We start from the raw sequence: 14,029 nt of genomic DNA on the forward strand, positions 1-14,029 counted from the left end.
TTCGGTCTCGACGGAGCCGGCAAATGCTGAGCCGGAGCATTGACATGGCTGCTGGCTGCGCGGGTCCCCACGCCGGTGGCAATAACGGCTAGGTCGTTGTCGGCGGAGCGGCGTAGTCTAGTTACATGGATGTAGTTCCCGCGACGCCTGCCAACCTTGATAATGGTACGTCCTCGCCGGGACCTGGCGAATTCGCCGCGCAGGTCTATCCAGCAGCCGAGCGCGAGGCGGCTGGCCCGCGCCCCGAGCGCTTCCAGGTCCTCGCTCTCGATGGAGGGGGCGCCAAGGCGTTGTTCACTGCGCATGTGCTTGCACGTCTGGAGCAGGATCTGGGCGTTAGGATCACCGATTCCTTCGACCTCATTGCTGGCACGTCGGCGGGCGGCATCGTCGCACTGGGTCTCGGTGCGGGCCTCACGCCGAAGGAGATTGTCTCCCACTACGAAGAACTGGTCGAGAAAGTCTTTCCGGCGTCGAGGCGGCGAGGATGGCGCCGACCACGGCAGCTGAGATCGCCCATCTATGACGCAGAGGCGCTGCGGCAAGCGTTGACCGGCGTCCTCGGAGCCCGACTCCTTGGCGACAGCACGAAGCGACTCGTCATTCCCGCGTGGGATGTACAACGCGGGGCCGTGCACATCTTCAAGACTCCGCACCACACACGGCTGACCCGCGACTGGCGCATACCGATGGTGGACGTTGCACTGGCGACCTCGGCGGCGCCGCTGTACTTCCCCGCGGCGTACGTCGACGGACACAGGCTCATTGACGGCGGAGTATGGGCCAACAACCCGGCTGTCGTCGCGATCGCCGAGGCCGTCAGCATGCTCGGTGTTCCTCTCGACGCGATTACCGTCCTCAACGTCGGCACCATTGATCAGCTGACCGATCACCCCAAGCGCTTGGACCGCGGCGGACTCTTACACTGGGCAAGACCGATTGCCCCGCTGATCCTTAACGCCAGCAGCCGTGGCGGACAGGGCCTCGCCGAACACTTGATCGGCAAATCCAACTACACGCGCTTCGACGCTCTAGTGCCCGGCGGCCTCTACGCACTGGACTCGGCGGACCCAAAGGACGTGGCCGGCCTCGCTGCCTCAGTCAGCCGAGAACTCAGCCCTAGCTACACCGCGAAATTCGCTGACCACCAGGCGCCCGCATACACACCGGTGAACGGACGCCGACACCGCGACGATCCGGGCAGCATTTCACACACGGAGGCCCCCAATGCAACTCGCTGACCACTTCAACGTCTTGCTGAAAGACACGGTCAATCTCAGCCAGTTCAAACTGGACCTACTCAACCAGCGCGTCGAAGCCATCTACAAGGCACTCAAAGCCGACGTCGAAATCGGTGCGCTGATCACCGGCAAGACGCCGCAAGGCTCCTGGGCACACCGCACGATCATCAACCCCGTCGGTGACAACGAGTTCGACGCCGACTTCATGCTCGACATGAGCCAGAACCCGGACTGGGCCGACAACCCCAAGACCTACATCGATGAGGTCTACGCAGCCCTGCATCGGCACAGCACCTACGGCACCATGCCGCACTCACGTAAGTGCCGCTGCGCGCGGCTCGTCTACGCCAACTCCATGCACGTCGACATCGTCCCTCACCTCAACCTGGCCGACGGTCGAGAGGTCATCGTCAACCGCGACGACAACGAGTGGGAGCTGACGAACCCGCAGGGTTTCACCGATTGGATGAAGAAACAGGACTCTATCGCCAGCGGGAACTTACGCAAAGTGATCAGACTCATGAAATACCTTCGTGATCACAAGAATTCGTTCACCGGCACACGTTCAGTCCTGCTGACCACCATGCTGGGGGAGCAGGTAACAGACTTGCGCAAGCTCCTGGACCCGAGTTACTACAGCAACGTCCCCACAACTCTTCTTCATGTCGTGCAAGACCTCGACACCTGGTTGCAAGCGAACCCGATCAAGCCCTCCATCGCCGACCCGTCCGGTTCCGGCGTGACGTTCGACCACCGGTGGGGACCAGACCCCGAGAGCGCTCAGGCGACCTACAGCTACTTCCGTGACCGAATCCACGTGCATGCCGCCGACATCGAAGCGGCCTACGAGGAGAAAGACAAAGACCGCAGTGTCCAGCTGTGGCAGAACATCTTCGGCGACGGATTCAAGGCGCCGGCCACAACAACCGCTAGCGCGAAGTTTCCAGCAGCCACCTCTGCCGCGGACTCAACAGTGGGGCGCTCTGGTCGGGCAGGGTGACCAGACGCCACCAGCCCACGCTGACGGGCTGGCAGAAGCATCTCCTCGCCGAACTCAAAGCGCTAGCGCAACAACGTCCCAACGAAATCCAGGTCCGAGGAAGACCCACGCTCGACGCTAGCGGCGAGGCGTCGCTCCGCATCTCGCTACGCACGGCCGCCATCCCGCATCATCCGGGTGGCCTGCAACTTCAAGAGACCGAGGAGTTCATCCTTCAGCTTCGCCCCTCTTCGTACTCGCTACCGGCTATCGACGTTGATCACACTCGGTTTCTCGGCTACCCCCATGTGCTCGCGGGTCAACGACTATGCATCTATTTGGATCCTTCACGGGAATGGCAGCCGACGCTTGGTGTGGCCGGCCTACTCACCCGCCTTTGGGACTGGCTCGTCGACGCGGCCGCCGGAAACTTCGACGCCGCCACCGCCATGTACCACGCTGTTGGCGGAGTGCCGCATCAGGCACATGACACACCGACGATCGTTACCCGAGAACCCGGACCGGCGAAGCGCCACCAAACGGCTCACCTGATCGCCCGGTCAACGCACCGATACGACCTGACGTACTCGCCTGGAGCTGCCGGGCATCGCGTACCGGTAATTACCCTGGCCACCGCGCTGCCGTTCGGTGCCGCATCCACATTCGCGCTACTGCTTGCTCTCCTGGACGACCCCTACCTTGACCGCCTCGAAGGACGGGCTCCCCGGATCGCACCGCAATCGCCGGCGTTCCTCACCGCCCTCCTGGCGAGTGCGTTACGAAATCACCACGACGCCGAGCAATACTTCGTCCTCGCCGTGCCGCACCCCGCTGGAGGCCCACCCCACCTCTTGGGCGGACGGCTCCCCACCCCAACGGCGAATGCGCTCCGCGAGGTCGCGCAGCAACGGGGTGTGGGGGTTGTTCTCGACCCCGCGAAGATCAACACTGAAATCCCGATTGAGTGGTGCAGGATGTCCGACGAACGACCCGAAGTGACAACCCGCCGCGACGACGGCCGCCCCGTGAACGGATTTCAACGAAAGACTGTCCACATCTGGGGCTGCGGCGGGCTCGGATCATGGATCGCCGAATTCATCGCTCGCGCAGGAGCATCGGAGATCACCGTGTGCGACCCTGGCATCGTCACCGGCGGCTTGCTCGTCCGACAAAACTACGTCGAAGACGACATTGGCCGTTCCAAAGCCGAGGCACTCGCTGGACGGCTCCGCGCGATCCGTGATGACCTGACGGTCACCGTCGCAGAAGGGCACCTCCCAGAAGACCACACGTCATGCCTGGCAGCGGATCTCATCATCGACGCCACAGTGAACAACGGCATCACGAGCTGTCTCGATGCGTTGGCAACTGCGCCGACGCGAAAGGCATTGATCGCTCAGGTCGCCACAGACGCTCGCTCTGGCACGCTCGGCCTAGCCGTGCTGTGCGCCGCAAGCGCAACAGCGACAGTTTCCAGCATCGATCAAGACGCTGGCCGAACAATCCAGGGCGACAGCGGACTTGAGCTCTACCACACGCTGTGGCAAGAACCCAGCGATGACGAACTTATACCAACCAGGGGCTGCTCGGTCCCCACATTCCACGGCTCGGCAGCCGACCTCGTAGCGGTCGCAGCCACACTCGTCAACCTGATCGGAAGCCACCTCCAACAACCGGACTCCGCGGTTTCGGGCACACACCTCATCGCTCTGCCGCACGCGGCCAGCGGCCCCCGACACCACTTCCTCCCCGGTGTAACGCACCCCATGGATCACACAGCAGGGACAGAATGAGGGCAACGGAACGTCAACGCAATGCCCCATCAGAGGGCGTCATTGTCGAGCGTCTTCGCACCGAGGCAACCAACTGGATCAACGCCGTGGCGCTCCAATCAGGACGCATCGACCGACGCTTCAACAAGCGGCACGCCGACCACGTGGAACTCCAAACTCTTGAACGTGACCTGCACTTCTTCCTGTTAGCGGCGGTACGCCTTCGCCGCTGTATCGAGCAGGTGTCTCGATACCAGTAAAGAAAGTTCTCACATCGCAGGTCAGCGACGGTCAGGCTATTGGTCCGGCCTGCCGCTCGCGGCGTCTCGATGCGGCGAGCAGCGAGGGCAGCTGCGCCTCGTCGTGATGCCAGCGCTGTGGCCTGCGACTTAGTTCCGGCGCCGGTCGTGGGTGCATGCATGCGTGGCGGCGGACGGAGGGCGGAGCGCAGGGAGCGGCGCGGACGGGAGCGCCAGCGGACGGGAGCAGAGCGAGCGTAGCGAAGCCTGCTGGTGGCCGCCGGTTCCTGCGGGTCGCGGGTGTCCAGGATCTGCGCCATCAGCCGCGACGGGGCTGCGGCATGGTGCTGGGGCTCGTAGGCTGGCGGTTGTGAGCGTAGTTTTGGCGCAGCGTGCACGGCGCGAGGCCGAGGCGCGGCTGGCTGAGCAGCCGCGGCGGTTGGCGCATGTCCGGGGGGTCGCGACGACTGCCGAGCGGTTGAGCCGGCGTTTCGATGCTCAAACGGCGGACTGTCTGGTCGCGGCGGGGTGGTTGCACGATATCGGTTACGCACCGTCGGTGCGCCGGACCGGTTTTCATCCCCTTGATGGAGCGGAGTTCGTGCGATCGGCGGGTTTCGGGGAGCTGGTCGCTTCCTTGGTGGCCTTTCATACCGGAGCGCACGCGGAGGCTGCCGAGCGGGGCTTGTCGGGTTTGTCCGCGTTCAGCGATCCGCCCAGCAATGTCCTTGATGCGTTGACTTTTTGCGATCTGACGACTGGACCTGACGGGGCGCCGATATCACCGCGAGATCGACTACGCGACGTGTTGGCGCGTTATGGATCCGAGGACCCGGTGCACCGGGCGGTCGACGCGGGCCGCGACGAATTGTTGGCGGCGGTCCGGCGAGTACGCGACTGGCTGTAGCCCAGCGGTCAGCCGAGGTAGGGGCTGTCGCGGCGTTGCAGGTAGTGCTCGACGCGCAGTCGCATCGACGGATGCATATCCAGGCCAGCGATGTCGTCGGGGGCAGTCCAGGCGATGTCGGTGCTTTCGTGGTCGATGGCGAGGGTCCCGCCGAGCACCGTGGTGGCGAACAGTAGCGAGAATTGTTGGCGCACTTCGCCATCGGTGAACGCGACCACGTGGTGGGGGTTGGTGTAGACACCGACCAGACCCGTGACTTCGACGTCGAGCCCGGTTTCTTCTTTGACTTCCCGCACGGCGGTGTCGGCGATGGTTTCGCCGATGTCGTGTCCGCCGCCGGGTAACGCCCACAGGGTGTTGTCGCGGCGTTTGATCAGCAGAATACGACCTTGTTCGTCGGTGACGATGGCCGAGGCGGACGGAACGACACTGTTGGGCGCCGGGGCGTTGGGGTCATTGTAGTAGTCGGTGCGCATCGGGGGTCAGCCTTTCGCGGTCAGCGGTCTGGCGCGGTTCCAGACCTGGGTGAAAGCGTCTTCGAGGGTGGTCCAGAGCCTTGGCTCATGGTGACGTGACAGAACCAGCACAGGGTTGTTGCGCCCGGGTGAGCCGTAGATGTGGAAGTTGACAATCATGGCGTCATCGACCCGAAAGATCGACGTGTAGAGCGCGGTGTCGTGGGTGCGAATGTCCAGCCCCGGGGTACAAGCGTGAGGGGCGAGCAACTCCACCGACGTGCGGCAGCGGGCGATGACAGCCTCGCCGATCCCTTCCTCCTCACCGCGCAAGATCGTGGTCGCAGTGTCGGGATCCCCGACGAGAAACCGCACCGACACACCGCGGGCGGCGGCGGCGAGCAGGGTGTCGAGGAATCCGTCGAGGGTGTCGAACAGGAACGTGGCCGCGAGCACGAGGATGTCGATGCCGGTGGTGGCGTCGGCGAAATGCTGCTGCCACGTCGTGATCGGCAGCTGAGTACGGCTGGCATACAGGGTCGCGGTGAATGGCCCACCCGCAGACGCTGTTGTCACTGCACGGGGGGTAGCGGCCGGGTACTGCTTGGGCCACAGGTCATGCGGAGTGCAGTCGAGCACCTCGCTGGCGCTGCGGGCGTTGTGTTCGCGAATTCTGTAGTCGCTATCGGCCAGCCAGCGTCGCACCGACTTGATATCGACACCCACCGCGGTGGCGAACCGCTGCGAGGACAGACCTTTGGCCTGTAGCCGCTGCGCGAGGCGATCGTTGGGAGTGATGGCGGCCTCGGTGCCGTCCTGCTCGTCCATCGTGTCAGCGCACATCTTCCCGTGTCGTCCGTATCCATCCTTCAGCGCGTGGTGTCTAGTTTGCCATGCGATTGCCGCCACCCTGCGGCGATAGTGTCGGTGTGATGTCCGTGGGTATGTCCGGCCGTGTCCGAAATGCCCGTGGATGTGTCGGAAATGTCGGCACATGTCTCTCGCAACGTCCGTGATGTCCACGTGAACTGAATCCAGCGCCGGACCGGCGTCAACATCTCACGAAAGGACTAGTAGGACAATGCGTTTGAGAATCGATACGTCTGGAACTCGTTTTATCGTCACCCGCGCTCCGGAGCCACGGCTGAACTTCGAAACCGGCGCCCCGAAAGTCGACACCGCCACCGGGATGCCGATGTACGCCACCCAGGTCCTCGCGCTGGATGACTCCGGCGGCGAAGTACTCAATGTCACCGTGGCAGGAGACCCCAAAGTTACAGTCACGCAGTCTATTTCGGTGGTTGGTCTGGTGGCCATCCCGTGGGCCCAAGGTGATCGCAGCGGGGTGGCGTTCCGCGCTGATGCCCTCACCCCCGCCACCGCCAGTGGTGCTGCGCCGAGTGAGCAGACACGCCCGCAGAAGTAACCCCAAGCGGGTGTGGGGTGCGGTGAACCGATCACCGCACCCCGCCACCCCGGGCATTGCTGTTGACCACACGCTCACGGAGGGCATCTCTCATGACATCGAACAATAAGAACACCACCAACAGTGGATCAGGCGATGACGACTGGTTCGGAGAACTGGTCATGTCGCTGTTCACCGCAGCCGGGTATGTGCTCTGGTGGGCGGTGCTGTTCCCGGCGATCAACGTGCCCATCATCGCCAGCCTCGTGCTTGCCATCAGCCACGGCCCACGCGTGGGCCTGATCTGCGCGATCGTGTGCAGTGCCGGGTATGCGGGCTGGGCCTGGCTCCAACCGGGGTCATTTCGCGCCTGGGTGACCGAACCGGTACGGCGGCGCTGGCTCACGTGGTCGCGCTACACCCGCACCTGGGAATCGACCTGCACCTTGCACGGCCTGACGGCCACACTCGGCGGCCGCACCCTCACTCCCACCCTGCGCACGGTGACAATCGGTAAAACCACCGATGTGCTGGCGGTGCGCATCGTCACCGGCCAGTCCGTGGCAGATTGGCATAAACAGTCCGACGCGCTGGCCGCCGCGTGGCGCGCCGACCGCATCAGCATCACCGCCACCTCGCCTGGCGAACTGCGCATCACTTTAATGCGGGCAGACGTGCTCGCTGAACCGATCGTCCTGCCCATGCCCGCCCCGGCAACCCCGGTGGACCTGGCGCTGGTGCGGGTCGGGATCACCGAAACGCGGCATTGGTGGCAAGTGCCGCTGCTCGGTCACCATGTGCTGATCGCCGGGGCAACCGGCGCAGGTAAAGGCTCAGTGCTGTGGTCGTTGATCGCCGGCATCGCCCCCGCGGTGAAGACCGGACTGGTGCGGTTATGTGTCATCGACCCCAAAGGTGGCATGGAACTCGGTGCCGGAGCACCCCTGTTCACCGTGTTCACCCACGACGCCACCGACACCACCCTGGAGCTGCTACGCCAGCTCGTCACGGTGATGCACGCCCGGGCGAATCGTCTGCGCGGCCACACCCGACTACACACTCCCACGACGTCGGAGCCGTTGTTCGTGGTAGTGATCGATGAAATCGCAGCACTGAGTGCGTATGTGACCGACCGCAAGGTCCGCACCGAAATCGAACAACTCCTGGGCCTCCTGCTCTCGCAAGGCCGCGCAGTCGGCATCAGCGTCGTCGCCGCGGTGCAAGACCCCGCCAAAGACACCCTGCCGTTAAGGCAGCTGTTCACGGTGCGGATCGGGTTGCGCCTGACTGAAGCCACCCAAACCACTATGGTCCTGGGACAGGGAGCACGCGATGCCGGCGCCGAATGTGACCGCATCCCCGACGCGACACCGGGTGTTGGCTACATGATGGTTGACGGCACCGCCTACGCCCAGCGGGTGCGGGCCTTCCACGTCACCGACCACGACATCACCGCGCTGGCCACTCGGTTCCGCCGACCCCCGAGCCGACCGAACAAGACCCACCAGCCACACAACACCGATACCGGGCACACCGTGGGTGAGGGCAGCGGTGAATAGCTCCATGACATCGGCGCAGCTTGCCCTGCCGGGTGTTCCGGATACAGTTGATACCACCCGAGTGGTCGAGCAGATGGTGCGCCGGGCCGCGTCGATGGGATACCAATCCTGGTGGCGACGAGCAGAATCCGTCGGATTCTGCGCTCACCCCATCCAGCTGATCGGTACCGATGAGTACGGGCGTCAGCGGGTGGTGTGGACGCGGTGCAACAACCGTCGCGCCCACATTTGCCCGTCGTGTTCAGATCTCTACGCCCGCGACACCTGGCAACTCGTGCACGCCGGCGCTGCGGGAGGCCACCACGGCATGCCCACCGCGGTGGGCGATCATCCGCAAGTTTTCCTCACCCTGACTGCCCCCAGCTTCGGGGCCGTCCACACCGCCACGACGTCGGGGGACAAGAAAGCGCAGGTATGCCGAGACCAGCACCGGATCGGCGGCTACCGCCGCTGCCCGCATGGAAAACAATTGTGGTGCAGCATGTCCCATGATCATGGCGACGAGCGGGTCGGTCAGCCGCTCTGTCCGGAGTGCTACGACTATGCCGGGCATGTCCTGTTCGCCTGGCATCTTCCCGAACTGTGGCGACGCTTCACCATCACCATGCGGCGCACCCTCCGCAAAGAACTGAAAGCCACCGGTGTGGATCCGGATGCGGTGCGGGTGAGCTTCATCAAAATCGTCGAACTGCAAGCCCGCGCCATCCCACACATCCACGCCCTGATCCGCCTGGACCCCCAAGACGACCCCGATCAGACCGATTGGGAATCACCCATCGGTGCAGTCGAACTCGCCACCATCATCCAACACGCCGCCCGCACCGTCACGCTCACCATCGACGATCCGACCGCTGATACCGATGCGCGGACGATGCGTTTCGGCACACAGATCGACACCCAACCCCTCGCCGCATCCGCAAAACCAGTGAAAAGTGCTCCACCAGAACCAGAACCAGAACCAGGGTCAGGCTCAGGACGGTCCATGTCTGGCCGGCTGGTGGCACGCTATCTCGCCAAGTATGTCACCAAATCCTTGGTAGACCTCGGAATCAGCGCGCGCCGCCTATCTACGGAAGCCATACCCGACCTGGACGTGTCAGAGCATGTGCGGACCATCCTGACCACCATCAGCGATCTCGCGGACAAAGGACTGTCCGGCATCGGGCGGTGGTTGCACACCCTCGGATTCCGCGGCCACATCACCAGCAAATCCCGCCGTTATTCCACTACCATGACCGTGCTGCGCGAACAGCGCGCCATTTGGACGCGTGAAGAACGCTTGAAAAGCACTGCATACCAATACGATCCCAACTGTGACTTCGCCGGTCGCGATGATCTGGTGGCGTGGGAGTTCGAACGTGCCGGCCTCGGCAGCCTCGGCGATCGCAGTCTCGTCTATTCCGCGGCCCTCCAACGCATCCACTCCCGCCTCATCGGACTGGTAGAAGCACGTCGCCAAGCCCACAACGAACAATGGGATCCGCTAGGGGCAAGCGATGGCTGAAAGATGCCCGACTACGACACATGCTCGCTCCGAGTGTGACGTTCGAGTCGATGCTCCGAACATGTCAGAGGGAGGTGTTGAAATTGACCTGCCGAACCGGTATCGGCTCCCGCGCGAGGCCAACCGCGCGCTGGTAAACGTCATACTGGCTATGCGGGACCGGACGCCTAGATCAGGGAGGGGAGTGGCATGAGCCTCAGGTTCGCCTTCTATGGCCGAGTGAGTACCGAGGACGCCCAAGATCCGGAGGCGAGCCGCAGCTGGCAGAAACGTCGTGCCATCGATCTGATCAGTCCGCATGGCGGCGTCCTCGCCGCCGACTACTTCGATATAGGCCAGAGCCGGTCGCTTCCCTGGAAACGCAGGCCGGAGGCTTCACGTCTGCTCGCAGATGTCACTTCTCGTGGCCGTGGCTTCGATGCCGTCGTGATCGGGGAACCTGCTCGCGCGTTCTACGGACCGCAATTTGCGCTCACCTTCCCGGTGCTCACGCACTACGGGGTCGGCCTATGGGTGCCTGAAGTTGGCGGAGCGGTTGATCCCGGATCCGAGGCACACGACCTCGTGATGACGCTCTTTGGCGGAATGAGCAAGGGAGAACGTGCGCGAATCCAGATGCGCGTGCGTACCGCGATGTCGGCACTCGCGCAGGACACAACCAGATACCTCGGCGGTCGCCCACCGTACGGTTATCAACTCGTCGATGCCGGCCCGCACCCAAACCCCGCCAAGGCAAGTCTTGGGCAGCGTCTTCACCGCCTGGAGCCTGACCCCGAGACCGCCCCGACCGTCGAGCGGATCTATCGCATGTATGCCGATGGTGCTGGCTTGCGCTTCATCGCACAGCAGCTCACCGACGATGGAGTGCCATCACCGAGCCAATACGACCCGGCACGGAACCGGCATCGTGACCCACGTGGATGGTCCCATTCGGCGATCCGCGCCATTCTCGACAACCCTGCGTACCGCGGTATCCGTGTCTGGGGCAAGCAGGAGAAGTATGAGGTCCTTTTGAACCCCGATGATGTCGCCGCGGGATATGAGACTCGCATGCGGTGGCGCGATCGGGCCGACTGGATCGCACCCGATCGACGCACGCACGAAGAGCTGATCCCTGATGAGCTGGCGCAGGCTGTTCGTCTCCGGATGCAGGCGCGGCGTGGTCCCGGTCGCGTGTGCAGCAGAGAATCGACAGTGCCGTATGCGCTGCGTGGGCTGCTGTTCTGCGCCGCATGTGGACGGCGAATGCAGGGCGCCGCCCGGCCGGGGAAGCAAACAACGCGGATCCTCTACCGTTGTGAGTTCGGCAAGTCACGTTCTGTACCTGTGGACCTGAGTGATCATCCGCGCACCGTCTATCTCCGCGAAGACGCAGTGACAGCGCGACTCGACGAATGGATCGCCACTCTGGCCGATCCAGAAGACCTCGCACGCGGGCAAGACGTGGACCCGGCGGCCGGACCTGGCTACGCCGCCTTGCAGCGCCAGCTGAGCGAGGCGAATGCCAAAGTGGCTGCCTTGATCACCGCCGTGGAGTCTGGCGTGGCCGTTGAGGATCTAACTGCTGCGTTGCGTCAACGTACCGCCGAGCGCGACGAGCTGAGGGCACGCGTTGAGCGAGTGGAGCGGCCCCGCGCCATGTGTGCCGCCGAGATCAGTGAGTTAGTTAAGGAGTTAGGCGGACTGTCGGTCATCCTCGGCGCGGCAACCGGAGCTGAGCGCGCCGAGGTGTACGCAAGCTTGGGCCTGCGTCTCGACTACGACCCGCATCTTCGGCGAGTCACGGCGACTGCCGACCTGAGTCGTGTCGCCGGATGTGTCCGAGGGGGGACTTGAACCCCCACGCCCGTTAATAGGGCACTAGCACCTCAAGCTAGCGCGTCTGCCATTCCGCCACTCGGACTCGTTGTGGGCAGCTAAGGCTATCGGATCACCGAGGCGTGACCCAAACCCAGCTGGCAGGTCAATGGTACGAATGGTGGCGGACGAGAGGAGCACTACCCATTAGCACTGTGACTGGTCCCGTCAACGCCGAAGCGGAGGTCGTCGACCTCGTCAGCACGCTCATCCGGTTCGACACGTCCAACACCGGCGACCCGGCCACCACCAAGGGTGAGGCCGAGTGCGCGCGCTGGGTGGCCGAGCAGCTCGAAGAGGTCGGCTATGCGACCGAATACGTCGAGGCAGGCGCGCCGGGCCGAGGCAACGTGTTCGCCCGGCTCGAGGGCGCCGACAGCTCGCGCGGCTCGCTGCTGCTGCACGGCCACCTCGACGTGGTGCCCGCCGAGGCCGCCGACTGGAGCGTGCACCCGTTCTCCGGAGCGGTCGAGAACGGCTACGTGTGGGGCCGCGGCGCGGTCGACATGAAGGACATGTGCGGCATGATGATCGCGATCGCGCGGCACTTCAAGCGCGCGGGCATCACCCCGCCGCGCGACCTGATCTTCGCGTTCCTGTCCGACGAGGAGGCCGGCGGCAAGTTCGGCTCACACTGGCTGGTCAAGAACCGGCCCGACTTGTTCGCCGGGGTCACCGAGGCGGTCGGCGAGGTCGGCGGCTTCTCGCTGACCGTGCCGCGCAAGGACGGCGGGGAGCGACGCCTCTACCTGGTCGAGACGGCCGAGAAGTCGATGAACTGGATGAAGCTGACCGCGCGCAGCCACGCCGGTCACGGCTCGATGATCCACGACAGCAACTCCGTGACCGCGGTCGCCGAAGCGGTGGCCAAGCTGGGCCGCCACGAGTTCCCGCTGGTGATGACCGACGCGGTCAGCCAGTTCTTGGCGGCTGTCACCGAGGAGACCGGCTATTCGTTCGACGTCGACTCGCCGGATCTGCCCGGCGCGATCGCCAAACTGGGCCCGATCGCCCGCGTGGTCGGCGCCACCCTGCGCGACACCGCCAATCCGACCATGCTCAAGGCCGGTTACAAGGCCAACGTGATCCCGGCGTCGGCCGAAGCGGTGGTGGACTGCCGGATCCTGCCGGGGCGCCAGGCGGCCTTCGAACGCGAGGTCGACGAGCTGATCGGCCCGAACGTCACCCGGGAGTGGGTCACCGAACTGCCGTCCTACGAGACCACCTTCGACGGCGACCTGGTCGATGCGATGAACGGCGCGATCCTGTCCGTGGACCCCGACGCCCGCATCGTGCCGTACATGCTTTCCGGCGGAACGGACGCAAAAGCGTTCGCGCAGTTGGGGATTCGATGCTTCGGGTTCGCGCCGCTGCAGTTGCCGCCCGACCTCGACTTCACCGCGTTGTTCCACGGCGTCGACGAACGGGTACCCGTTGACGCGTTGACGTTCGGTACCCAGGTTCTCGAACACTTCCTGCTGCACTGCTGAATCGACGAAAGGACGAGCCATGGCGTTTGACTACAACCCGTACGAGTTCCTCCCGAAGCTACCTTCGTTCAAGCTGTCCTCGAACACCTTCAACGACGGCGACGCGCTGGGTAACGACCAGGTCAGCGGCATCATGGGCGCCGGGGGCAATGACGTGTCGCCGCACCTGACGTGGTCGGGCTTCCCCGAGGAGACCCGCAGCTTCGCGGTCACGGTCTATGACCCCGACGCCCCGACCGCGTCCGGTTTCTGGCACTGGGCGGTGGCCAACCTGCCCGCCACCGTCACCGAACTGCCCGCCGGCGCCGGCGACGGCAGCAGCCTGCCCGGCGATGCGCTCACGCTGCGCAACGACGCCGGCCTCAAGCGCTTCATCGGCGCCGCCCCGCCGCCGGGACACGGCCCGCACCGCTACATCGTCGCCGTACACGCCGTCGGCGTCGAAAAGCTCGACCTGCCCGAGGACGCGACTCCGGCTTACCTCGGGTTCAACCTGTTCCAGCAGGCGATCGCCCGGGCGCTGATTCACGCGACCTACGAACAGAAGTAGCGAAATCGGCTCTGCGCGCTTCGATTTCCTGCGTGACTGGCTTTTCTGAGGAACTGACGTATGGTCGCGGG

At 64.4% G+C, this 14,029-nt stretch carries 13 protein-coding genes and 1 tRNA gene; 11 read left to right on the forward strand and 3 right to left on the reverse strand.

Annotated elements, in window-relative coordinates; translation table 11 throughout:
- The first annotated feature begins 125 nt into the window (after window positions 1-125).
- The 5 genes from RMCN_RS11720 (at window position 126) to RMCN_RS11740 (ending at window position 5,138) form a co-directional block, all read left to right on the forward strand.
- Window positions 126-1,241 carry a CBASS cGAMP-activated phospholipase gene (locus RMCN_RS11720; RefSeq protein ID WP_011560565.1) on the forward strand — a complete coding sequence of 372 codons (1,116 nt, stop codon included), beginning with the start codon at window positions 126-128 and terminating at the stop codon, window positions 1,239-1,241.
- Window positions 1,228-2,241 carry an SMODS domain-containing nucleotidyltransferase gene (locus RMCN_RS11725; protein WP_005110610.1) on the forward strand — a complete coding sequence of 338 codons (1,014 nt, stop codon included), beginning with the start codon at window positions 1,228-1,230 and terminating at the stop codon, window positions 2,239-2,241. The genes RMCN_RS11720 and RMCN_RS11725 overlap by 14 nt, the downstream gene beginning before the upstream one ends.
- Window positions 2,238-4,013 (forward strand): ThiF family adenylyltransferase, encoded by a 1,776-nt coding sequence (locus RMCN_RS11730; RefSeq protein ID WP_011768281.1) that lies wholly within the window; start codon window positions 2,238-2,240, stop codon window positions 4,011-4,013. Before RMCN_RS11725 ends, RMCN_RS11730 begins: the two co-directional genes overlap by 4 nt.
- Complete coding sequence (locus RMCN_RS11735) at window positions 4,010-4,252, forward strand: hypothetical protein (RefSeq protein ID WP_005110614.1); 243 nt, start codon at window positions 4,010-4,012, stop codon at window positions 4,250-4,252. The genes RMCN_RS11730 and RMCN_RS11735 overlap by 4 nt, the downstream gene beginning before the upstream one ends.
- A gap of 349 nt (window positions 4,253-4,601) precedes the next feature.
- Window positions 4,602-5,138, forward strand: coding sequence for an HD domain-containing protein (locus RMCN_RS11740; protein WP_005110615.1), 537 nt, complete (start codon window positions 4,602-4,604; stop codon window positions 5,136-5,138).
- A gap of 8 nt (window positions 5,139-5,146) precedes the next feature.
- Here the strand turns inward: RMCN_RS11740 and RMCN_RS11745 are convergent, their stop codons facing one another.
- Together RMCN_RS11745 and RMCN_RS11750 are read right to left on the reverse strand one after the other, a co-directional pair.
- Window positions 5,147-5,614: an NUDIX hydrolase gene (locus RMCN_RS11745; RefSeq protein ID WP_005110618.1), complete on the reverse strand. Its 468-nt coding sequence runs from the start codon at window positions 5,612-5,614 to the stop codon at window positions 5,147-5,149.
- 6 nt (window positions 5,615-5,620) lie between these two features.
- Complete coding sequence (locus RMCN_RS11750) at window positions 5,621-6,421, reverse strand: hypothetical protein (protein WP_011560562.1); 801 nt, start codon at window positions 6,419-6,421, stop codon at window positions 5,621-5,623.
- Between the two features lie 253 nt (window positions 6,422-6,674).
- On the opposite strand from RMCN_RS11750, the gene RMCN_RS11755 reads away from it, so the two are divergent.
- The 4 genes from RMCN_RS11755 (at window position 6,675) to RMCN_RS11770 (ending at window position 11,897) form a co-directional block, all read left to right on the forward strand.
- Window positions 6,675-7,019, forward strand: coding sequence for an SCO3933 family regulatory protein (locus RMCN_RS11755; RefSeq protein ID WP_011560561.1), 345 nt, complete (start codon window positions 6,675-6,677; stop codon window positions 7,017-7,019).
- 92 nt (window positions 7,020-7,111) lie between these two features.
- Window positions 7,112-8,557, forward strand: a complete 1,446-nt coding sequence (locus tag RMCN_RS11760; protein WP_017205322.1) for an FtsK/SpoIIIE domain-containing protein — start codon at window positions 7,112-7,114, stop codon at window positions 8,555-8,557.
- Window positions 8,558-8,561: 4 nt separating this feature from the next.
- Complete coding sequence (locus RMCN_RS11765; RefSeq protein WP_011560559.1) at window positions 8,562-10,061, forward strand: replication initiator; 1,500 nt, start codon at window positions 8,562-8,564, stop codon at window positions 10,059-10,061.
- A 189-nt stretch (window positions 10,062-10,250) separates the two neighbouring features.
- On the forward strand, window positions 10,251-11,897 hold the full coding sequence (locus RMCN_RS11770) for a recombinase family protein (protein ID WP_011560558.1): 1,647 nt from the start codon (window positions 10,251-10,253) through the stop codon (window positions 11,895-11,897).
- On the opposite strand, the gene RMCN_RS11775 is transcribed toward RMCN_RS11770, so the two are convergent.
- Window positions 11,879-11,964, reverse strand: a tRNA-Leu gene (locus RMCN_RS11775). The two genes, RMCN_RS11770 and RMCN_RS11775, sit on opposite strands and share 19 nt — an antisense overlap.
- A gap of 100 nt (window positions 11,965-12,064) precedes the next feature.
- On the opposite strand from RMCN_RS11775, the gene RMCN_RS11780 reads away from it, so the two are divergent.
- Window positions 12,065-13,408: a M20/M25/M40 family metallo-hydrolase gene (locus tag RMCN_RS11780; protein ID WP_067389503.1), complete on the forward strand. Its 1,344-nt coding sequence runs from the start codon at window positions 12,065-12,067 to the stop codon at window positions 13,406-13,408.
- A gap of 19 nt (window positions 13,409-13,427) precedes the next feature.
- Window positions 13,428-13,958 (forward strand): YbhB/YbcL family Raf kinase inhibitor-like protein, encoded by a 531-nt coding sequence (locus RMCN_RS11785; protein WP_064350005.1) that lies wholly within the window; start codon window positions 13,428-13,430, stop codon window positions 13,956-13,958.
- Window positions 13,959-14,029: the final 71 nt, after the last annotated feature.

The sequence above is a fragment of the Mycolicibacterium novocastrense genome, from assembly GCF_001570485.1.
Lineage (GTDB): Bacteria > Actinomycetota > Actinomycetes > Mycobacteriales > Mycobacteriaceae > Mycobacterium > Mycobacterium novocastrense.